The organism is Microcoleus sp. MON1_C1 (assembly GCF_036701945.1).
Classification (GTDB): domain Bacteria; phylum Cyanobacteriota; class Cyanobacteriia; order Cyanobacteriales; family Microcoleaceae; genus Microcoleus.
This window is the reverse complement of sequence record NZ_JAUBRO010000022.1, coordinates 1-22,854: the sequence shown is the minus strand read 5'-3', so window position 1 is coordinate 22,854 and position 22,854 is coordinate 1. Positions and strand designations below refer to the sequence as shown.

Sequence of the window (22,854 nt, the reverse complement as noted above, 5' to 3'; positions counted from 1 at the left end):
ACTGGTAAAAACATTTTTCAGAATTTTTGGATCAAGCGCTGACCTGCTTTTAGTCATCTTTAATTAATTTGGTGAGTCTGCCACCTTGGAACCCCCGAATTCTATTCGGGGGTCAGTGACTTTGAGGAATGCAGTAGCTTGTATCCCGATTAACCTTCTGAACTATCGGGATTTTCATCTGAGGCTACCACAGATAGCCCAGCCGCTGCAACTTTCACTTTGGCGTGCCGCAAGACGCGATCGCCCAGAATGTAGCCGCGTTCTAGTTCTTGGATAATTGTTCCTTCCTCGTGTTCGTCAGTTGGCTCGCTCAGCAGAGCTTCGTGGAGGTTGGGGTCAAACTGTTCACCTTCGGGGCGCATCGGAGAAACCCCGATTTGCTTGAGGCCGTCTACCATTTGCTTGTAAACGCTTTGGTAGCTTTTGTGAATGTTCATTTCGCCATCGGTTTGCGGCTTGATGTGCGATCGAGCGCGCTCGAAATTGTCAATTACCGGCAACAGGGGTTTGATCGTGAGACACCTTGCCTGTAAATCTAGCTCTTCTTTTTCCTTTTGGGTACGCCTGCGGAAGTTTTCAAAATCTGCTGCTAGGCGGAGATTTTGATTTTTCAGTTCTTCTAGTTGAGCGGATGCGGCTTGCAACTGAGTTTTTAAAGCCTCTTTTTCCTCGGTTACCTGGGCCAGTTCCTTCTTCCAAGGCTCCGCCGCGTCTGCAGTCGGACTGTTTGTTGAACTGCCGGTGACGGTAGACCCCGATGCGTTTGCTGGGGTGCGATCGCCCTGAGCACTTTGATAAGCTCGAGCAAGTTCGAGCTCCCAATCCGCCGATTCGTTCGAGTTTCCTGATGCCGCCGGATTTTCGCTTCCCATTGGCGAACCCTCTGGGGTGGTTTCCCCAGTTGAGCTAGGATCTTGATCTTGCTGTTTTTCCTCGTCAATCATAAAAGCTGCGCGACAGAACCCTATCAATTCTAGCAGATACAGTTAACCCGGTAAATCTAGAGGACTCGAATTGACTGTGTATGGCAAAATGTGAAAAGAGGACAACTCGCCAGCTCTGGAGACATTGCTCAAAGCTTTCCATAAAATATTCAAAGGCCCGTTTAGATATTTACGTATAATATGGCAGCACTGGGGGCAACCCAACGTTTGTTGGTTCCTCATTTTTAATTAACGCGATCGCATTTACAACAATTTTTATAAGTATATTTTTCAGTTAAATCTACTACAACATTTCCCACCTAGGAGGCTTGATGTTTCAAGGTTTACTTAAAACGATAGTGACTTAAAGTTATCATCTGTCAGGCTGTTTTAGTCGCAAGCTAAGGCTGGCATATTTTACCATTTGCTGAGTTTTCCAACTCTGGAGAAAAAGGAATTTGTATTGAGTGACTAAGTAGTTAGCTGTGTACTTGTGTAACTCAGATACTAGGTTGTTAATCTTGATGCGAATTGGGGCTGTGGTTTTTCGGCTCCAATACCGCCGAAGTCGCTTGAAGGCTCGAATTTTTGCCAGCAAAATGAGAGAGATTAGTTGGTCTCGCTGAGGTGATCATCTGTAAATACGGTTGATATCTAATTTGCCTCTTCCCAAGATTTTTGAACCGTCAACCTTACGTCACAAAGGTTCGGACACCAGGGTAGAATTAAAGTAATATTTAGTGAGCGAAAACTAGAGTTGCTCAAAATTTGCCCTGGGGGCTCATGCAGCCGACGATCGGGCAGTGACCGATCGCAGATAATTAATCAAAATATATTTCACAATGGCGATCGAGGCTTTCGTAAAAGCTATCATCACAGAACATAGGTCATCTTTAATTTAGTACAGCTAACCGCGTCACCACGGGCGCTGTAATTTGAGCAAACAATTTGGGAAAATAGAATTAGCCTGGGAAGGGGACACACCCCGCCCCGCTTTTCTCTCCCGGTACGGGGAATCCCCAAGTGATGTGCCCTGACGCTATAACGAGAGTATCCCGCAAGTTAATCAGGTAAGTAAGCAACTTAGCACTCAACGAACAAGATTTGATTGCAAGCACCGGCAAATCCCTCCAACATCTCCTCAATTTGTGGACGAAGCTTAGAGGGGACTGCGAGCTTACACTTGAGAGATAGGGATTGAGCAAGAAAATGATAGCTGATCCATAAGCAAAGAATATGGGGGTTAAAACCCCGCTTTGGTTTTCCTCTCAGCACTCTTTGTGACTGAGTTTCCCACCTATTGAGTGTTTTTTATGACTAGCACATCCCCGCTTCGCTCCACATCCATAGTTTCTGTGAGCCAATTTCCTCCGGCTCTCACCAAGATGATTCTGTCGGGTTACGTCAACGGCGAGCAAGTGAAGCAAGCTCAAATTGAAAGCCAGAAGTCGGGCAAGCGTTTGACGGAGGTATTAGAAGCACTTACCGGGCAGCCGTTACCCCCAGAATTGCTGCGACTTTACAAGAAGCAGCAGATGTTTGAACGGAAGATAGTCTACGGGGTTGAAGCATTTGACCCGGAGATGAGCGAAATGTCTAACGAGCAACTCGGAGTTATGCTCGACGCGTTGAAGATTTCGATCGACATTTGTCACCAAGGTCGGTTTTTACCCGTAGCGAAGACTGAAACTGAGCCTGCGGCCGTTTTAGTAGCCATGGTAGATCCCGACAACCTCAACGCTATAGAAGATTTGCGGCGGATTTTACAGCCTCACGGCTTGGCTTTGCAGCGACGGGTGATTACGCCAGACGACTATCAGGACATAACTTCTGCCTATCAAGAGGACCAAGTTAAGGTAGCAGCCAAAATGGCAGCAGCCGAAAAGCAGAGAAAGATGGATTTAGGGGAGGGAGATTTTGGCGAACTCTCGCTAGAAGAGGAGAGTGCCGACCAAGAAGACCTAGCTAACACCTTGGACGATGCTGAGGCCGCTCCGGTAATTAAGGCGGTCAATATCATTTTGGCTAAAGCTCTGTCGGAAAAGGTGTCTGACATCCACGTAGAACCTCAAGAAGAGTTCATGCGGATTCGGATGCGGAAAGACGGGGTGCTGCAAGAGTATTTCCGGTTTCCCAAGCAGGTAGTCGCATCGATTACGGCTCGTTTCAAGATTATTGCCAACCTGGATATTGCCGAACGTCGCCAAGCTCAAGACGGCCGCATCCGCCGGGTATTTGAGGGACGCACGGTGGATTTCCGGGTGAACAGCTTGCCTTCGCGGTACGGCGAAAAAATCGTGCTGCGGATTTTGGACAGTTCCAGCACTCAGTTGGGCTTGGGTTTGTTAATCTCCGACCAGGAAACTCTGGCTTTAGTGCGAGAGAGTGCTAGCCGTCCGTTCGGACTGATTTTGGTGACGGGGCCGACGGGTTCGGGCAAGTCAACTACTCTCTACTCGATTCTGGCGGAACGGAACGATCCGGGGGTTAATATCAGTACGGCGGAAGACCCGATCGAATATGCTTTGCCAGGAATTACCCAATGTCAAGTAATTCGGGAAAAAGACTTGACTTTTTCCAACATCCTGCGGGCATTTTTGCGGCAAGACCCTGACGTGATGCTGGTGGGGGAAACGCGGGACAAGGAAACGGCAAAAACGGCTCTGGAAGCTGCTTTGACGGGACACTTGGTGCTGACGACGCTGCACACGAACGACGCGGCCGGGGCGGTCGCGCGTTTGGCCGAAATGGGCGTAGAACCGTTCATGGTTTCGGCCGCTCTGTTGGGCGTGTTGGCTCAGCGTCTGATGCGGCGCGTTTGCGACAAATGCTGCATTCCTTACCAGCCTACTGCCGCAGAACTCGGCAAGTACGGTCTGTCGGCTTCTCAAGAAATTGATCTAACTGTTTACAAAGCCAACACTGTACCGGTGGAGGAAAGGAAGGAACTGGCAGAACGCGAGCAACTTTGTACCAAGTGCGCCGGCCTAGGCTACAAAGGACGGGTAGGGGTTTACGAGTTCCTGAAAAATACTGAGCGACTTCAAACTCTGATCACTCAAGGAGCTCCTACAGAGCAAATTAAGGAAGCAGCAGTAGAAGAAGGGATGAAAACGTTGTTGGCTTACAGCTTGCAGTTGGTGCGGGAAGGCGCGACTACCTTTGAAGAAGTCGAGCGGGTGACGTTTACTGACTCGGGCCTGGAGGCTGAACTGAAAGCCAAACGCAAGCAGGGACTTACCTGCAAAAGTTGTCGGGCGGAATTGAAGCCGGAGATGTTGGATTGTCCTTACTGCTTGACGCCACGCTTTTTGGATTGATTCAGCAGTTAACTGTTGACTATTAACTGTTGACTGTTAACTGAGCTAGATTGGTCAATAACTATAAATTTGATCGAGGAGAGGTATCTATGGGTCTGATGATTGAAGACGTACTGGAGTCCCTGGTAGAGCAAGGGGGTTCGGACATACACATCCAAGCGGGCGCGCCTATATTCTTCCGAGTCAGCGGTAAACTAACTCCTCAGACGCAATACGGCGACATTCTGTCTGCTGAGGAAGTGCAGATCCTAATTTTCCAAATGCTCAACAATATGCAGCGCAAGCAGTTGGAAATGGAGTGGGAACTCGACTGCGCTTACGGGGTTCGGGGATTGGCTCGGTTCCGCGTCAATGTCTACCGGGAGCGGGGTGCTTGGGCTGCTTGTATGCGGGCTCTGGCTTCTAAGATTCCTAATGCAGATGCTTTAGGCGTGCCACAAATTTTGCGGGATCTGACGGAAAGACCCAGGGGTATGCTGTTGGTGACGGGACAAACGGGTTCCGGGAAGACTACTACGATGGCGGCTTTGTTGGATCTGGTCAACCGGACGCGGGCGGAACACATTCTCACAGTTGAAGATCCCATCGAATATGTGTTTCCTAATATCAAGAGTTTGTTTCACCAGCGCCAAAAGGGCGAAGATACTAAGAGCTTTGCTAATGCGCTGAAAGCAGCTTTGCGCGAAGATCCTGATGTAATTCTGGTGGGGGAAATGCGGGACTTGGAAACGATCGGTCTGGCAATTTCGGCGGCAGAAACGGGTCACATGGTGATGGGAACGCTGCACACTAATTCGGCGGCTGCAACGATCGATCGGATTTTGGACGTGTTCCCGCCCATTCAACAACCCCAGGTTCGCGCCCAGGTGTCTAACTCTTTGGTGGGAATTTGCAGCCAAAATTTGGTAATAAAAGTTGGGGGCGGCCGCTGCTGCGCTATGGAAATCATGGTGAATACTCCAGCTATGGCGAACTTGATCCGGGAGGGCAAAACTCCAATGATTTACTCCCAAATCCAAATGGGGGCAAAATTGGGCATGAGGACGATGGAAATGGCCCTCGCTGAACTTTACAAGAGCGGTAAAGTCACTTGGGAATCGGCAATGGCCAAGGCTTCTAAGGCTGACGAACTCGAACGCTTGATCGGCCCTGCACCTGTTGGCGCCAAGGTAGGAGCTCATTAATTTAGTCGGCAGTCATTAGTCAGGAGTCTGCCAACTGAATTAATTACTGATGACTGATGAGTCATAAATTTTAATAAATTTTCAGAGGTGAGCTGTGGCTACCAACGTTATCCGCCAAAAACCGAAAGGTGGCTTTGATTTCAGTAAAATTCAGGAGCAAATTGAGTATAACCTTACCAGTCTTACTGTTAAGGATATGGCTATTTTTGCTCGTCAGTTTGCGGCTATGTTTAATGCAGGGGTGGCGATCGTGAGATGCCTTTCTGTGCTGCACGAGCAGTGTTCTAATGCTAAACTGAAGCGAGCACTCAGGAGCATGAATGCTGACGTGCAGGAGGGGATAAACTTGGCAGAGGCGATGGCTAAGTTTCCTGATGTTTTTGACCAACTGTTTATCAGTATGGTGGCGGCGGGAGAAGTCGGGGGGGTGCTAGATGAAACCCTAGACCGTCTGGCCGTGATGATGGAAAAAAATCACAAGACGGAGGCTGAAATTAATTCGGCAATGTCTTATCCGAAGACTGTGTTCTTTATTGCGATCGTGATTTTTTTCGCAATGACCATATTCTTGCTGCCAACTTTCGCTAAAATCTTTAAGGATATTGGTGCAGATTTGCCAACTTTTACGCTGATCATGTTGGGAATTAGTGCATTTTGTACCGCTTGGCCTCCGATCCAACAGGTGACAGTTATTGGGGTAATTATAGCGCTCAAAATTGCATTTGATATGTACTATAAAACTCCAATGGGCCACCTACAAATTGATAGGATTGCGATGAAGTTGCCAATTTTTGGAGATTTGATCGAAAAATCGGCGGTAGCTCGTTTTTGCGTAATATTTGGGTCGCTGACGCGATCGGGCGTGCCGATTCTCAATTCTTTGGAAATTGTGCGAGATGTGGCGGGGAATCAGGCGATATCTAATGCGATCGAATATGCGAGACAGGAAATTCAAAGCGGCGGCATGATCAGTATTGCTTTGCAAGAACAAGCTGTTTTTCCGTCTTTGGCCATCCAAATGATGGCGATTGGCGAGGAGACAGGGGAACTTGACAAGATGCTGATGAAAGTGGGCGCTTTCTACGAAACGGAAGTGGAAGAAGCAGTAAAAGGACTTACGAGTATGCTAGAACCTCTGATGATTGTGGTCGTCGGTGGTATCGTAGGTTCGATTTTGCTATCGATGTATCTGCCGATGTTCGCAGTGTTCCAGAAGCTGTAAAAAAGGGGTAATTAGTTATTAGTTATTAGTTAGTAGCAATTAACGCATGACCAATGACTATTCCAATCGTTCCCAGGCAGAGCCTGGGAATGCCTTTGGAGGAGGCACAGCCTCGATTTAAAGGAGAAAAGAATTTGAAGGATCAGCCTCCAAATCTTAATTACCAGGGTCTTCGTGGTAACGAGAAGCGATCGCTCAGGAATTAGCAGCAATTAGTAATTACTTATTCTTTTGTTTGAAAATGTCTGTTAAACAATCACATTACGAGGCTTTACTAGCAGAGTACAGCGAATCTTCCGCCGCGATCGCCCTGCTGAAAAAATATCGGGTTTACATGGAAATGATTCCGAGTATCCGCCGCGCCCATGATAGTTTAATTACCATTCCTTTGCCAATTGCGCGCTTGCGGGACGGGGTTTCATATGCGGGAAGGGGGGGGACTAGCATATCGCCAGGACAGGCGGTTTGTTTGCCCTGCGACTTGGCGATTTTGATGTGCGATCCTGAATGGAAAGTTAAGATTGGAGTGGAAATTTTGATTTTCATTCATCGTCCGGGCGAAGAGTTTTCTGAGTTGCTCGGCCGCTGGCGACAGTCTCAGGTTTGGCTGGATAAAGGTTACGAATGGGTGATGCCGTACCGCTACAGCCATATTTACAGCGATGAAGCTGAGGCTGTTCATCCGCTATTTGTTTTGTTTGACGAAACGCCGGAACTGATTCAACGGGGTTTGATGGCTGCTGGTTTGCCGTTTGTGGTGGAAAGTTTCGACTCTGAGATTGAGGAAGTAGAGGAGGAAGAGTTTCTGGGTAGCGGGGAACTGGGAAGTATTGGTGAAGAGAGTTTTGATTTGTAGGGTGGGTGGGTGCGATCGCATATAGCCATCCTATTGCTTGATGTAAAGTAGATTTTTTTCAACGAACCGTAGAGGGCGCTCTTGGCGCAGAGAAAGAGAAAAGAGAGAAATATTGATGTTTGCGAATCCCGAATCGGGTTGTTATATGCAGATATTCAAAGATATTTTTGGTGGGAAAAGGAATGTTTATGCTCCACAGGTAGATCACATTTCAAAGAATCGAATTAATCGATCGCTTTGTCATTTGTGACCCGCCCAAAAACGGAGACAAGCCCCCGACATGGTGGAGAGATTAAAATTTTAGACTCTTGTTCAAGCTCCCAAATTCATGGAGTAAATCTAAAATCTAAAATCTAAAATCGCATGACCCCTCTAGCTGGGCCGCAAACGTTGGCTTTCATGCTGGTTGGGTAGCCTAAAGTAAAGGTGTGAGTTGAGATTTGGCCCTCGAATGAATGTGCGATCGGTAATTTGGACGTTGGTGCTCAGGGGTTTTTTGGAGTTGCGGGTATGGACGACGCCGCCGAGTGTGACTCGATCGCGATCGCAATTCCCCGCCAATTCCAACATGATATCATCGGCGTGTTCCATATTTTCTAGCTTCAATAAACCGCCGGTGCTATCTAACAGTGCTTCCACTTCTGCATCAGTCATAGTTTGGGCTTTTGGTACCTCATTCACGGGGCTTTCTGGAGAGCGGACAATTTTTTATTCTCGGTCAATAGGGGACAAGTGAGAAATATATTTAGATTCTGTTCTCAGAGTGAGGGCGAGCGTCAAGAGCTTAACAGTCCCAACTCAACAACTCTAGTAAATTAAGCTGTACACAATGATCGGGAGGAATATCTGTACCAAACTTTATTACTTTTTTTAAAGCATATTGTAATCCACCCCTATGATTAGACAACTGTAATAATTTACTCGGAAGTAAATATATCCCTACCTTAAACTCGGCAGGAGAACGCAATAGGCTCTCCTCAATTTGCTTCTTTGTCTGGTCAGGATAATTATCCATACAACTGAGCAGCAAGCTCGTTGCATCGTAGTATTGCTTTATTAATTCCTCCTGGCTATCAGTTAACGGCCAATAGTAACCGATATTGCGGTTAATAATCATGGCTGCTCTTAATTCTTCAGTCCAATATTCCCCGTCAGATTGCCACCATTCTTTATAATAAGTTTCTGAACAATCATCTCCATCGGGAAGCTGTTCTTGGAGTTGACGAAGCCATTGGGTTAGTTCCGAATTAAGCTGAATTGTCAAAACTCGATCAAAGTAAAAGTTGAAACTCTGAGCAATGCCATCGACTTCATCCCATTCAAGGTAAAAGTTAATAGTGCGGCTAAACACTCGCGTAAGAGTAAGGGCATTTTTAAGAATAAGGTAAAGGTAGAGATCGTATTCAAGCGAAAGATTTTGCTCGCCTAACATCTCGTAAAATGTAAAGTTATTGCCAGATAGCAGGTCAATATAAAAGTCTAGCAGGTCAATATAAAAGTAAAATAGTTTAGTCATTAAGTTATCAGGAATTTGAATCTCAAGAGATTTTTGATTAACCCAAGCCAAGAACTGCTGCAATTTTTCATCTGAGGTTATGATAAGATCAATTTTTCCCTTCATTAACCACAGCAGATCATCAGTAGGCTGCAACATATCAGCCGCTAGTAAAAAAACTTCGTGCCAGCGTTTATCGGTGATATGAGTTGCCAACATTTCCACAGCATTTATGCCATTACTATTAACAATTCCTCTAGCTGTGAAATACTCTTGAAAACTCAAGTAAGGAAAAGAGTAGATTTTTTGAACCCGTTCAATTAATAACCCATGCTGCGCTTCAATGGACTTCAAAACTGCCCCACTATCCAGTTGTAAAACTTCTGGAGGGTTATGAGCATCAGGTAGATTGCGGATGTAATCAGAAATGTACTGTTCTAGTTGTTTCTGTTTAAATAAATAGTCCCCCCGCTCAAACGTCGTTAAAGCAATTTGACTAAGTAAATCTTTCTTACGCTGCAATGAGAGATTTTTATATACCTGATCTCGCTCTATGTTTCGCGTTTTATCCCATCGGCTCAGCAGAATGTCTATTGCTTCTTCATAAAGTTCCGAACGATTAACAGGGAATTGGACCGGTTCTTCAAACACCAAACATAACAGCGTTAGCAGTAACGGATTTGTTGCCAGTTGTCGAATCCGGTCATTTTCCGTAAGCTGTTCAATAAATTCTTCGGCTTTGGCAGGTCCTTTACTCTGAAACCATTTCTGGGCAAAGGTGGCTATCTGCTTGTCATCAAAATCTGCGACTTCAACCTCTGTAAACTTCTCAAAAGTATAATCTTTTGCTGCAATCCGGCAAGTTATTACAAAGTGATTCGTGCGAAACTTGTCAGAAAAATCGCGAACTTGCTTGATAACACGGTTGTTATCCTCATCTTTTACTTCATCTAAACCATCGAGTAAAACCAGTGTCCTACCGTGCTTAAAAAGGACAGCTATTTGGTCAGCAGAAACATCACAATCAGAAAACATCTGGGTGATGTATTCCAGTAAGCTCGGTTTTCCTTCTGTTTCTGCAAACTGCTTGAGCGTGATAAAAATAGGAACGCGATGAGCTTGGAATTTACCTCGCTCGCACTGGATTGCTAAATGCTTCAAAAATGTAGTTTTTCCTGAACCGGGCTTACCCAACACCATTAATTTTGAGTATTTCTCAACCGCTTCTAGTCCTGGTCTTCCTTTATCAGTTACTCTGCCAAGTCCGAAGCGCTCGAAGTTTTCCGGGTTACAGTCTTGCAACAGTTCATCTATTTCGCGCCGCCGATGACTGGTAATTTTTTCCAGAATATTGACGTTGGTGTAGAGGTCACTTACGTCAATGGGTTGCGACATGGTGAGCGATCGCATTGTACCGCATTGGTCTTGAATCATCTCGCGGCAATTCTGGCGCACCTCTTGCACCAACTCATTTAACTCATCCTCTGACAGATTAGAAGTTGGAGAGTCAGAAGCCTTAAATTTACGATATTCAGCCGTCAGAAAATTGAGCAAGCGACCATATTTACCTGGGCCTTTACCGTTGATACTGAACTTTTTGTAAACGTGGCTCATGCGAGTGGTAAGCGCACTGTTGGTGATATGGAGTTCTGTTGCTATCTCCAACTCGGTCTTGTTACTGCTAAACCAGATTACAAAAGCATCCTTTTGCTCTGGCGAAAGATCATAGTTACCACCTATCTCCATTAAAAAGTCACGCGGCAGCGTCATTGACTAACCTCTCTATTACCTGAAAGCGAGTCCAGTAGATTCATTTACCCTTAAATCACAGTTAGGGCTGCTCTTATATTACTTATTCTGGAGCAAAAATGCTATTCAATAGCAGGCTGAAACTGAAGATTGTAGATATGTCAGCCTAAGTCAGTCTAAGTCAGCCTCAACGTGAGAGATATCTCCAAAGCTAAATTGCGAAATTGAATTTAGCAATTTTTGGGAGATTCTTATCATGAAAAAAATTAGGGCTAATGGACGGTTTGACTACCAAGATGAAAATGGCATTCTGCTACCAGCAGTTACCACGATACTTAAGGCTACACAGCCGATTGAGTCTGTAGCTGCTCTTTCTAATTGGCGCAATAAAGTAGGAAACACAGAAGCAAGTCGCATTGCTGTAACCAGCCGTCGCCGGGGAGAACTATTGCATCAGTGGGTTAAGGATTATTTGCAAGGGTTATCTCCCACTGCTTCCAGCCTAATTCAGCCCTATTGTTATAGCGTTCAGCCTGTACTGGAGAAACTTAGCGATATCCAGTTGGTGGAGACAGTTGTACCAAATTATGTGGAAGGATACGCCGGGAAAGTTGATTTAGTTGCCCGTTATCAAGGTGTTCCATGCACTATTGAGTGGACGACTGCTGAAGAACCTAAACTGCGAGTAGAAAAACTCTACGACAAGCCTTTACAGTTAGTTGCTTATGGTGCGGCAATTAATCGATGCTATGGTGAGACTCTGTTTGGTAATAAAATTGTTAATGCTTTGATTGTTGTGGCTCTTCCCGATGAAGATGCGGAAATATTTGTGTTGGAACGCGAACAATTGCTGGAATACTGGCAGAAGTGGTTGAAACGGCTAAAGTTTTTTGGAGAAAAAGCTGCTTGATAGGTTCAGAAATAGTTAGGATAGAACTGGAGTTAGCCAGTTCTATCCCTAACTATGTTTAGGGTCGGGTTTTTGGGCGGATGGTGTGGCTGAGACGCGAGTGCTTGTGACAGTTGCGTAAGTCCTGATAGAATTTATAAAATTAACCGCAGAGAGCGCAGAGTTCGCAGAGGGAAGAGCCGGGGAGAATTACCATTTTATTATTACATGAGTGCAGTTTGCTAGTGAAGGGGAGCTATTGAGATGAAATTGTTAAAATTATGGCGTTTGGTTTTATTAGGTTTATTTTTTGGGATGGCTGTAATTTTATCAAATTGCGGCACGCCCTCAAACACGGTTAGCAATAATTCTCCAACTCCGACAACTCCTGCTGCGGTTCCGGCTGGGGCTTTAGTTTACGGTGCGGGCGGGCCGCCGGTCAATCTGGAACCGGGAAATATTACTGATGGCAATTCGGTGGTTGTTATCGACCAAATTTACAATCGCTTGACTGATTTCAAACCGGGAACTGTGGAACTTGAACCGAGTCTGGCTACTGAATGGTCAAGTTCTAAGGATGGTAAAACTTGGAATTTTAAGTTGCGTTCCGGGGTAAAGTTTCACGACGGCACGGATTTTGATGCGGAAGCTGTTAAGTTTAATGTAGAGCGGTGGTGGGATGCCAAAAATCCTAACGGTTTTCGAGAAGCGGGCAAGAATTATCCGATTTGGAAAGATTTTTTTGGCGGGTTTAAGGGAGAAAAAGATTCTTTAGTAAAAGATGTGGCAGTTGTTGATAAGTCTACAATTAAATTTGTTTTGAATCGACCTTTTGCTGCTTTTCCGTCGGCGATAGGGTCCGCTTATTTTGGGATGGCGAGTCCGGCGGCGGTGAAAAAAGCGGGTGCTAAGTACGGCACTCCGGGGTCGCTGGCGGTGGGTACGGGGCCTTTTGTGTTTAAGGAATGGCGATCGGGCGATCGCATTGTTTTGGAGAAAAATCCGAATTATTGGAAAACTGGCACGCCAAAAGTCAATCAATTGGTATTTCGCTTTGTTGACGACCCGGCGGCGAGACTCGCTCAGTTGCGAGCAGGACAACTTGATTTTACTGTGGATTTAACGCCGGAGCAACTGAAAGAGGTTCAAGCAGATCCTAATTTAGAAGCTGTTGTGCGACCTTCTTTTAATGTCGGTTATTTAGGGCTAAATCCGAGTTACGAACCTTTGTCAAAACCGGAAGTCAGGCGGGCGATCGCCCAAACAATTAACAAGCCAGCAATAGTCAAAGCTTTCTGGGGAGAACTCGGAAAACATGATTCGCAATTTATCCCGCCTGCGCTGAATTGGGCCGCGTCAGATAAAGTTAAAGATTATGAATTTAACCCGCAGCAAGCTAAAGCAATGCTCGCGAAAGCCGGTTATCCGAACGGTTTTGATTTGGATTTGTGGTATATGCCCGTAAGCCGTCCCTATTTTCCCACGCCGAAGCCGATTGCTGAGGCTTTTGCGGCGGATTTGAGCGCGATCGGGATTCGGGTCAAATTGCTGACAAAGGATTGGTCTGCTTATTTAGCCGATCGCCTCAAATCTCCCGGCTTTCAAGCTTTTATGATGGGTTGGACAGGAGATTATGGCGATCCAGACAATTTTTATTATCCTCACTTCGGGCCGGGTTCGACGGCGGATTTGGGAAATTGGAAAAATCCGAAAGTTCTGGAACTTTTGGATCGGGGGAGGGCGAGTGGGGATAAAGCAGCTAGGGCGAAAATTTATGCGGAAGTTAGCGAGATTTTGCATGGGGAGGCTGTGCGTTTGCCGATCGTACATTCGCAGCCACTTTTAGGGAAACGCAAGAATATTCAAGGTTGGATTCCGAGTCCTTTGGGGTCGGAGTCTTTTGAGGATCTTAGTAAGTCTTGAAAATCGGGGAGAATCTGCGTTTCTAAGCACCCTACATTATACTTCTTCTCATTGCGATCTGATTTTGCTTAAAGCTTTGCAATTGCTTTCCTTCGGATCGCGAAAGCTAACACTCTCGCAATGACAAATAGTTTTATCGGATTTTAAGCACAATCGTAGGGTGCGTCAGCACACTAAAACTTCGGAAAATTAACAAGTCTTCAAGCTGACGCACCCTACAAGCTAAAATAAAGCCATGTTTCAATATATTGTTAAACGTTTGCTGGGACTATTGCCAGTCCTTTTCGGAATCACTCTGCTAGTATTTATATTTTTGCATTTGATACCGGGAGACCCAGCTACAGTGCTTTTGGGAGAACGGGGAACTCCCGAACAGGTGGAAATTTTGAGAGCGAGATTAGGTTTGAATCAGCCTTTGCCTTTGCAATATTTGGCGTTTTTATGGAGTTTGCTGCGCTTTGATTTGGGAAATAGCATTATTAGCGGTATTCCGATAATTGATGAAATTAGAAGTCGCTGGCCTGCTACTTTTGAACTCTCTGTGGTGGCGATGTTGGTGGCACTTTTTATCGGTATTCCGGCGGGGATTTTTGCTGCTGTTCGGAAAAATAGCTGGCTGGACAATCTCGCGATGAGCGCTTCGTTAATTGGCGTATCTTTACCGGTGTATTGGTTGGGATTGATGTTGATTTATTTGTTTGCTGTTTATCTTAAATGGCTGCCTCCTAGCGGGCGGATTAGTATAGATTTGGGGTTTAGTTTTAAGTCGATTACGGGTGTTTATGTTTTGGATGCCTTGCTGAGGTGGGATTTGGCGGCTTTGCGGGATGCGATCGCCCATTTAATCCTTCCAGCTTTGACTTTAGGAACTATTCCTCTGGCTATTATAGCTCGCATCACTCGTTCTGCGATGCTGGAAGTGCTTTCTCAAGATTACATCCGCACTGCAAGGGCTAAGGGATTACCGGAATATTGGGTGATTTTGAAACACGCTTTGAAAAATGCCTTTTTGCCCATCGTCACAACTATCGGTTTGCAGTTCGGCACTCTTTTAGGCGGCGCTATTCTGACGGAAACGATTTTCTCGTGGCCGGGAATTGGTTCTTGGATTTATACGGGTATTCTGACGCGGGATTACCCAATTGTCCAAGGAGGAGTAATTTTGGTGGCTGTGACTTTTGTACTGATTAATCTGGCGGTTGATATTTCCTATGCTTTTTTCGATCCGAGAATTCACTACCGTTAATGAAAAGGAAATCAGACACGAAATGCTTGTTTAACATCCGGCTGCTGCAGGTAGTAAATGCTAGCCACTGCAAAACCCAGAGTTAAAAAATTGACTGCTGTACCGCCGCTGCCAAACATTTTGACAATTTGCGCGAGGGTGGCGAGGATGTGGACAATTAACGTTCCCGTCCAAGCCCAATTTTTGAGTTGAAACAAACCCCAAGTTAAGAGTAAGGAGAGGAGACCTAAAATAAAACTGATCGCAGCAAAAATTCCAATGAAGCCCCCGATTACAGCCCCAATTTTTGCCCCGCCGAAAGCCGCACCCCGACCGCCAAAAATGCCTGCAAAAAGTAAGATGAACAAGCCGTCAAGGAGGCTGAATACGCCACTAATTAGCTGCAAGATTGCCAGAACTGTAACGCTTTGAGGACGATTCATTATTTTGATTTTCCATTTTTAACGAATTTGAAAAATATTTTAACCTGTTGTGGACACCGGGCGGATATGTATTCAGGATTGAGGTACCGCTACCTGTGAAACCGAGTTTCTGCGCGGATTTTTCGCGGACAAACCTGTTATTTTTCGCAGAAACCGGGTTTATGAGAGTAAGCATCTTAATATTGTGTCGTTGCGAGATTCGCACTGGCAGCTCCCGCTGCGATCGCTAACAGGAGTCCCCAATTACCTAGTGACGGTCGATCGCGCGGTGTCATATCCCCCTGCGATTGCTGGTGAGGAACACGCTCTTAGACCCCTAAAATAATATTTTTTACTCAAATATATTTGACTTTGGCAGCAGCCGGGAGCGATTTTGTTTGAACCCACCTCTTTAGGCTGAAAAAACTTAACATTATTTAATAACTTGCAACGATTAGCTATAATTGTTTACAGGTGCTGGTTGGGGAACTTTTTAAAAATCACCCGATCGGATGAGTCTGAAAGACGATGCCAAGCATCAGCAAAAATTTTACCTTTAAAGGTAATCCTGAGATTAAATTAGGTGAGTCGGTATGATCGTTAGCCCTAAAAAGGAAACTGCTCAGGTCAAGGTGGAAGATACTCAGACTGTAGACACCAAGACCGCAGAGACTAAAATTGCAGATAACAAAACCGCCCAAAAGCAGTCTCCGAAGAAACCCGCGCGCAAACCGCAGCGGTGGGCGATTGGGTTGGTTGCAGCCGGGTTGCTAGCTGTACCGACCACAATATATATAGCAAAAAGTCGATCGCAGCCGAAAGTAGATGCGATCGCCACTATGACAGTGCCGGTGGAAGCGCAAAACCTCACGGTACGGATCACGTCGAGCGGCACAGTGCAGCCCGTACAGCGCGTGAATCTCAGCCCCAAAGGTTCCGGCAGGATCGCAGAATTGTTTGTCGAACAAGGCGATAAAGTCGAAGCAGGACAAATCGTGGCTCGCATGGAAAGCCGCGATGTAGAAGCTCAACTAGCTCAAGCTAAAGCCCGCGAAGCCAGCGTACGAGCTAAATTGGCCAAAATCGAAGCAGGAAATAGATCGGAAGACATCGCCAGCGCCCGAGCGCGCTTAGACCAAGCCGAGGCCAGTCTCGCGCAAGTCCAAGCGGGCAGCCGCGTTGAAGAAGTTGCAGGAGCCAGAGCTCGCTTGCAGCAAACTCAAGCAGGTTTGCAACGACTGCGAGCTGGCAGCCGCGTTGAAGAAGTCAGCCAAGCGCGAGCTCGTTTAGCCCAAGCTCAAGCTCGTTTAGCAGATGCTCAAACCGGCAGTGTCAAACAAGAAATTGCCCAAGCACAAACGCAAATTGACTCGAGTAAAGCCCAAGCCGAACTAACCGCTCAACGGGTAGAACGCAATCGACCCTTAGTGGAAGAAGGTGCTCTGGCTAAAGATAAACTGGATGAATTAATTAAAGAAAATCGTACAGCCCAAGCTAAATTAATAGAATCTCAAAGACGCCTGCAACAACTGCAAGAAAGTCGGGAGTCGCAAATTCAGCAACTCCAAGCTGCTGTGCAAGTCGAGCAGCAAGCATTGAACCAATTGCAAAACGGCACGCGATCCGAAGAAATTGCTCAAGCCGAAGCAGAAGTTGCCGAAGCAAAAAGCAAATTAGCGCAAGTAGAAAACGGCAACCGTCCAGAAGAAATCGCCAAAGCCGAAGCAGCAGTTGCTGAAGCAAAAAGCCAATTGGCCGCACAAGAAAACGGTTCACGCCCGGAAGAAATAGCTCAAGCTCAAGCTGAATTAGCCGAAGCTCAAGCGCAAGTTCGCTTTCAAGAAGTGCAGTTAGAAGATACGAAAGTTCGCGCTCCTTTTGCTGGAGTTATTACCCAAAGATATGCCATCCAAGGAGCTTTTGTAACTCCGGCAACTTCGGCATCGGAAGCTACTTCGGCAACTTCCACATCGATTGTCGCTTTGGCTAGAGATGTGGAAGTTTTGGCCAAAGTCCCGGAGGCTGATATCAGTCAAATTAAACCGGGCCAAGAAGTTGAAATAGTGGCTGATGCTTATCCAGATAAAGTGTTTAAAGGTCGCGTTAAATTAATTGCGCCGGAAGCTGTTAAGGAACGGGATGTGACCCTATTTCAAGTTCGAGTTGCCATTGATACGGGCAAAGAGTCGCTGCAATCGGGGATGAATGTAGATTTGAGATTTGTCGGTCAAAAGCTGAGCAATGCTTTAGTTGTGCCGACGGTGGCAATTGTGACTAATAAAGGTCAAACGGGTGTGCTAGTTCCCGATGAGAAACAACAGCCGAAGTTTAAGCCTGTTACGGTTGGCTCGACTATTGGCAACAAGATTCAGATTTTAGAGGGTGCAAAAGCGGGCGATCGCGTTTTTACCGAACTTCCTCAAGGTAAAAAATTAGAGGATATTATCAAGAATCAGAAATAGGGAATGGGGAAGCGGGCATAGGGCATGGGCCATTATTTATCTCGATCGCTCTAGGGTGTTCTCCAACCCCGAGCTCCCCCCTAACCCCCTTCTTCAGGGGGGGACAAAAGCAGTCAAAGTCCCTCTCTCTTAACAAGGTGGGGACAAGACTATAAAGTCCCCCTTTTAGGGGGATTTAGGGGACTCGAAACTCGACTACAAGCGAGATTTATTATGGGTTTAAATATTAAGTTGACACTAATAATCCCAATTCCCTAATCTAAAACCTAAAATCCAAAATCTAAAATCGAATTATGGATATTGTTGAAAGCGTCAAAATGGCCGTCACAACTTTGATGGCAAACAAGCTTCGCAGCACCTTGACGATGTTAGGAATTATCATAGGCAATGCTTCGGTCATTTCGATGATCGGTATCGGGGAAGGAGCTCAAACATTTATCGAGGGACAAGTTAACTCTCTGGGTTCAAACTTGCTATTTATTATTCCCGGAAGTCCTGAAGCCCAAAGCCGGCCGGTGATTCCGCCACAGACTTTAGTAGTGGAAGATGCAGAGGCGATCGCATCTCAAGTTCCTTCTGTCCAAGAAGTCGCACCAACTCTCAATGATAGTCAACTCGTTACTTACCGCAATAAAAACGTTTCATCTTCCATTGTCGGAACTACCCCAGAATTTCTGACAGTCAGAAGCTTTGATGTCGGTCAAGGTCGATTTTTAAGCAAATTAGATTTAGAAAGACAAGAAAATGTGGTTGCTTTAGGATCGGAAGCAGCAGAACAATTGTTTGGCAATACACAGCCAGTTGGTCAATACATTCGCATCAAAAATTCTAGCTTTCAAGTGATTGGAGTCATGCAGGCGAAAGGTTCAAGTTTTGGCGACAATCAAGATATGAACGTTTATTTGCCGCTGACAACAATGGCCAACCGGATCGTAGGTCGCTCGTCTCCCTACGGTACAAAAGTAACATTTATTTCGGTTGCGATCAAAGATGAAAGTATGATGCAAGCGGCCCAATTTCAAATAGAAAATCTGCTCAGATTGCGTCATAAAATCACTAAAGAAGATGATTTTACGGTCCGAAATCAGAAAGAGTTAATGAAAACTTTGGGCAACATTACGGGTGGTTTGACGTTGATGTTGGCTTTCGTGGCGGCAATTTCGCTGTTTGTCGGCGGCATCGGGATTATGAATATCATGCTGGTTTCTGTTACCGAACGCACGAAGGAAATTGGGCTGAGAAAGGCGATCGGAGCTTCTCAGCAAGATATCTTAATTCAGTTTATGATCGAGTCTGTGATTTTGTCAGCAGCAGGCGGGGCGATCGGCACTGGATTCGGTATCGGCGGCGTGCTTTTAGTAGCTGCTTTTACTCCCCTGCAAGCTAGCGTTTCCCCTGTGGCGATCGCACTTGCAGTCGGTGTTTCCGGCAGCATCGGCTTATTCTTCGGGATTGTACCCGCAAAACAAGCTGCTAAATTAGACCCGATTGTGGCATTGAGAAGTGCTTAATGAGTTTGTTTACTTTTGGCTGTTGACTGTTGACTGTTGACTGTAGTAATTCATTATTAAGTGTGTGATGGTTTGCTGTGGGTCGCAATCCCAATGCCCTGGGATTTTGACGCACAGCAAACCATGACATAGGGTTGTCTTTCTTGTTTCTTCTTGTTCATTTAAAGAAAATATGAATTTTATTGAAAGCGTCAAAATGGCAGGTCAAACACTGCTAGCAAACAAAACTCGCAGCAGTTTAACAATGATCGGCATGATTGTCGGCAACGCCTCAGTAATTGCCATGATTGGAATTGGAGAAGGAGCTCAAAAATTTGTAGCAGGACAAGTTCAATCGCTGGGTACAAATGTATTAATCGTGAGGCCTGGAGTTCCCAACGCGAGGCGAAGTTCTCTCACAAATGTGCCTCAAACTCTCGTACTGCCAGATGCAAAGGCGATCGCAACTCAAGTCCCCTCCGTTCAAGGCGTGTCAGCGGAACTTAACAGTTCCGAAATAGTTCGCTACAGCAACAAAAATGTTTCGGCTCTAATTTTTGGCACGATTCCAGAATTTCTAGAAGTCAGAAGCTTTGAATTGGCAAAAGGCCGGTTTTTGACCGAACTTGATGTTAAGCAAAGTAACCAAGTTGTGGTTCTCGGTTCAGAATTAGCGGAGAAACTTTTTGGCAATACAAATCCCTTGGGCGAACAGGTTCGTATCCAAAATGTCAGCCTCAAAGTAATTGGAGTATTGGCGCCCAAAGGCACATCTTTTGGCACGAATTTTGACAATTCCGCCGCTGTGCCGATCGCCACAATGGCCAATCGCATAGTCGGGCGCACATCTCCCTACGGTTTGGCTGTCACGTCGATATTTATTTCGATTAAAGATGAATCGCAAATGGACGCGGCGCAATTTCAGGTGGAAAACCTGCTGAGATTGCGGCACAAAATTACTACCGAAGATGATTTTAGTGTCAGAAACCAGAAAGATTTAATGGCAAGAATGGGGGCAATTTCCGGCGCTTTGACTCTGATGTTAACTGCTGTTGCCAGCATTTCCCTAGTAGTCGGCGGAATTGGGATTATGAACATTATGCTTGTGTCGGTGAGCGAACGCACTCAGGAAATCGGGCTCAGAAAGGCGATCGGCGCATCCCAACAAGATATCTTGTTTCAATTTATTGTCGAAGCTGTAATTTTGTCGGCTGCCGGAGGGATAGTCGGTACTTGCGTAGGTGTCGGCGGTATCTTGCTTGTAGGTAATTTCACGCCCTTGCAAGCTGGTATTTCGCCCGTGGCGATCGTCCTTGCTGTCAGTGTATCCGGTGCAGTTGGCCTCTTTTTCGGCGTTGTCCCCGCCCGCCAAGCCGCCAAACTAGACCCGATCGCAGCCTTGAGAAGTGCTTAATCAATATATACTTACTCAGTTACACAATCCCCACCTTTTATGAAGGTAAAAATTATATTGCTCTAAATTTAAAAAAAATGTTTTTTTGTAAAATTTCAACTAAGTTGCAGTATGGGAGGCAGTTTTAAGGACTGTATTTTTACGCACATTTAGATTGCAAAGCTTCATAAAAAGCCCATTAAATATTAAAGATTCAATAAAGCGGGGTTGTGGTGTTTACTTCCGCGCCAGAAAGTTTAATAATATTAAACTAGGGGTAAACACACTTAAGCATCTATAGAGTTTACGAAAGCTTTGCGATTTAATCAAAATATCCAATAAATAAACATGGCATCCCTCCCCCCAACTCCTAACTTTGACTATTTCCAAGGAACTACCGAACCAGACAGATTTAACGCCTTGGATGGCAACGACATCATTTATGCCAACAGCGGAGACGACTATCTCGAAGGCGATGCAGGCAAAGACAAAATCTGCGGCGACCCAGGCAACGATACGATTCTTGGCGGTGCGGACAATGACATCCTCTGGGGAGGCAAAGGCACCGACCTAATTGGTGGCGATTCCGGGAACGACATCATCTACGCGGGCGCAGGCAGCGATACCATGAGCGGCGGCACAGGCGATGATATATTTGCCATTGCTAAAGGCAGCGGCGGCCCAACTGTAGCCACAGCCGACTACATCGCCGACTTCGGCAACGGCAATGACAAAATTCGCTTGGTAGACGGCCTCACCTTTGAAGATTTAAACATCCAGCAAGGCACCGGAGTCAACAGCAACAGCACCGTAATTCAAGACAAACTCACGGGCGAGTATTTAGCAGTCTTGCCGGGAGTCAACAGCGCCACAATCAACCGCGACCAATTCACAAATCAGCTATCGGCAAACCCTGTCATTGAGTGGAACGGAGTCATGCTGAATGCAGTGCGGACAGCCAGCACCGCGCCTCCCCTCGCCTCCCGCAACATGGCAATGGTTCACGCAGCCATTTACGATGCTGTTAACTCCATCAGCAAAAAATACAGCCCTTACCTGGTGGAAATAGACCCACCAGCAGGCACATCAGCAGAAGCTGCCACCGCCGCAGCCGCCCACCGCGTCTTAGTCAGCGTCTACCCAGCGCAAGCAGCCACATTCAACGAAGTATACGCATCGTCTTTAGCCAAAATTACCGACGGCAAAGCCAAACAAGACGGGATTGCCCTCGGACAGCAAGTTGCCGACCAAATTATCAGTTCGCGGAGTACAGACGGCATCACGAATGTAGTGGAGTACACCCCCTCAACCAACCTTGGCAGTTGGGTGCCGACTCCCCCCGCCCTTGCCGCCGCGCTGGCGCCACAGTGGGCAGAAGTTACTCCCTTTGCGCTGACTAGCGGTTCTCAGTTCCGCCCGCCCGGCCCGCCCGCCCTTGACAGCGCCAAGTACGCAGAAGAACTTAACTACGTCAAAGAAATCGGCAAAAGTGACAGCCTCACGCGCACCCCAGACCAAACAGTCATCGCCAAATTCTGGGCCAACGGCGCTGGGACGTTTACGCCTCCGGGCCACTGGAACCAAATCGCCGAAGAAACAGCGACTCTCACTGGTCAATCCTTAGAAGATAGCGCCCGCTTGTTCGCCCTGCTGAATATTGCTCTGGCCGATGCAGCTATTAGCTGCTGGGATGCCAAGTACCAGTACAATTTATGGCGCCCGGTGACAGCTATCCGCCAAGCTGACACGGACAACAACCCCGACACGACGGCCGACCCCCTGTGGACTCCGTTGCTAACTACTCCGCCGTTCCCTGAGTACACGTCGGGCCACAGCACCTTTAGCGGTGCTGCTGATCCTGTTATGAGTTCTGTATTTGGTTCGGATTACGGCTTTGGAGATCGGGGAGACAGGACTGTCAACACTTTGCGAACCTTTGAAAACTTCAGCGAAGCGGCCGATGAATCGGGCATGAGTCGCATTTACGGAGGCATTCATTTCATGAGTGCTAACGTAGATGGTTTGAGTGCGGGTAGAAATGTGGGGAACTATGTTGTCCAGAATTTCTTAAAGGCTTAGGAAAGTCGGGGCGGGTTTACGAGATTATTGGTTTGAGCTTACATCTTTCACCATTTTCAAGAACGGGCAAGATGCCCGTTCCACAAAACTCAATTTTCTTGTGGAATGGGCATCTTGCCCGTTCCGCAAGATGCCTGTTTTACAACCCACATTCCGCACCCCAACTGTCACATGGGGTACGGACTGGCAACGGCTCGTGAGTTGTGGGTCTGGCAACCAGAG

General features: G+C 46.4%; 15 protein-coding genes and 1 pseudogene. 11 read left to right on the top strand and 5 right to left on the bottom strand.

The genetic code is table 11. The features are described from left to right. Window positions 1-149: 149 nt before the first annotated feature. Complete coding sequence (grpE, locus tag QUA62_RS14330) at window positions 150-944, bottom strand: nucleotide exchange factor GrpE (protein WP_333404858.1); 795 nt, start codon at window positions 942-944, stop codon at window positions 150-152. A gap of 1,292 nt (window positions 945-2,236) precedes the next feature. Here grpE and QUA62_RS14325 point away from each other — a divergent pair. The 4 genes from QUA62_RS14325 (at window position 2,237) to QUA62_RS14310 (ending at window position 7,505) form a co-directional block, all read left to right on the top strand. Beyond that, window positions 2,237-4,243: a GspE/PulE family protein gene (locus tag QUA62_RS14325; protein ID WP_333404856.1), complete on the top strand. Its 2,007-nt coding sequence runs from the start codon at window positions 2,237-2,239 to the stop codon at window positions 4,241-4,243. A gap of 89 nt (window positions 4,244-4,332) precedes the next feature. Then, window positions 4,333-5,427: a type IV pilus twitching motility protein PilT gene (locus tag QUA62_RS14320; protein ID WP_190660384.1), complete on the top strand. Its 1,095-nt coding sequence runs from the start codon at window positions 4,333-4,335 to the stop codon at window positions 5,425-5,427. A 94-nt stretch (window positions 5,428-5,521) separates the two neighbouring features. Further along, on the top strand, window positions 5,522-6,649 hold the full coding sequence (locus QUA62_RS14315; protein ID WP_333404854.1) for a type II secretion system F family protein: 1,128 nt from the start codon (window positions 5,522-5,524) through the stop codon (window positions 6,647-6,649). A gap of 241 nt (window positions 6,650-6,890) precedes the next feature. After that, entirely contained in the window at window positions 6,891-7,505 is a 615-nt protein-coding gene (locus tag QUA62_RS14310; RefSeq protein ID WP_190660379.1) for a hypothetical protein, read from the top strand. A gap of 359 nt (window positions 7,506-7,864) precedes the next feature. Here the strand turns inward: QUA62_RS14310 and QUA62_RS14305 are convergent. Then, window positions 7,865-8,168: pseudogene (locus QUA62_RS14305) on the bottom strand (saccharopine dehydrogenase-like oxidoreductase); the annotation flags it as partial. 121 nt (window positions 8,169-8,289) lie between these two features. Further along, on the bottom strand, window positions 8,290-10,770 hold the full coding sequence (locus QUA62_RS14300) for an NACHT domain-containing NTPase (RefSeq protein ID WP_333404852.1): 2,481 nt from the start codon (window positions 10,768-10,770) through the stop codon (window positions 8,290-8,292). A gap of 235 nt (window positions 10,771-11,005) precedes the next feature. Between QUA62_RS14300 and QUA62_RS14295 the strand changes: the two genes are divergently transcribed. The 3 genes from QUA62_RS14295 to QUA62_RS14285 all read left to right on the top strand — a co-directional run bounded on the left by QUA62_RS14295 (window position 11,006) and on the right by QUA62_RS14285 (window position 14,807). Next, window positions 11,006-11,659 carry a hypothetical protein gene (locus tag QUA62_RS14295; protein WP_333404850.1) on the top strand — a complete coding sequence of 218 codons (654 nt, stop codon included), beginning with the start codon at window positions 11,006-11,008 and terminating at the stop codon, window positions 11,657-11,659. A 243-nt stretch (window positions 11,660-11,902) separates the two neighbouring features. Next, window positions 11,903-13,561, top strand: coding sequence for an ABC transporter substrate-binding protein (locus QUA62_RS14290; protein ID WP_333404848.1), 1,659 nt, complete (start codon window positions 11,903-11,905; stop codon window positions 13,559-13,561). A gap of 235 nt (window positions 13,562-13,796) precedes the next feature. Then, window positions 13,797-14,807: an ABC transporter permease gene (locus tag QUA62_RS14285; protein ID WP_333404846.1), complete on the top strand. Its 1,011-nt coding sequence runs from the start codon at window positions 13,797-13,799 to the stop codon at window positions 14,805-14,807. An 11-nt stretch (window positions 14,808-14,818) separates the two neighbouring features. On the opposite strand, the gene QUA62_RS14280 is transcribed toward QUA62_RS14285, so the two are convergent. Further along, window positions 14,819-15,229 carry a hypothetical protein gene (locus QUA62_RS14280; RefSeq protein ID WP_333404844.1) on the bottom strand — a complete coding sequence of 137 codons (411 nt, stop codon included), beginning with the start codon at window positions 15,227-15,229 and terminating at the stop codon, window positions 14,819-14,821. A gap of 572 nt (window positions 15,230-15,801) precedes the next feature. Here QUA62_RS14280 and QUA62_RS14275 point away from each other — a divergent pair. The 4 genes from QUA62_RS14275 to QUA62_RS14260 all read left to right on the top strand — a co-directional run bounded on the left by QUA62_RS14275 (window position 15,802) and on the right by QUA62_RS14260 (window position 22,632). Further along, window positions 15,802-17,670 (top strand): efflux RND transporter periplasmic adaptor subunit, encoded by a 1,869-nt coding sequence (locus tag QUA62_RS14275; protein WP_333404842.1) that lies wholly within the window; start codon window positions 15,802-15,804, stop codon window positions 17,668-17,670. 293 nt (window positions 17,671-17,963) lie between these two features. Next, window positions 17,964-19,181 (top strand): ABC transporter permease, encoded by a 1,218-nt coding sequence (locus QUA62_RS14270; protein WP_333404840.1) that lies wholly within the window; start codon window positions 17,964-17,966, stop codon window positions 19,179-19,181. A 172-nt stretch (window positions 19,182-19,353) separates the two neighbouring features. Then, complete coding sequence (locus tag QUA62_RS14265; protein WP_333404838.1) at window positions 19,354-20,574, top strand: ABC transporter permease; 1,221 nt, start codon at window positions 19,354-19,356, stop codon at window positions 20,572-20,574. A 327-nt stretch (window positions 20,575-20,901) separates the two neighbouring features. Beyond that, entirely contained in the window at window positions 20,902-22,632 is a 1,731-nt protein-coding gene (locus tag QUA62_RS14260; protein WP_333404837.1) for a chemotaxis protein CheB, read from the top strand. 24 nt (window positions 22,633-22,656) lie between these two features. Here the strand turns inward: QUA62_RS14260 and QUA62_RS14255 are convergent. Continuing rightward, a partial coding sequence (locus tag QUA62_RS14255) for a hypothetical protein (protein ID WP_333404835.1) occupies window positions 22,657-22,854 on the bottom strand: 198 nt, incomplete at its 5' end.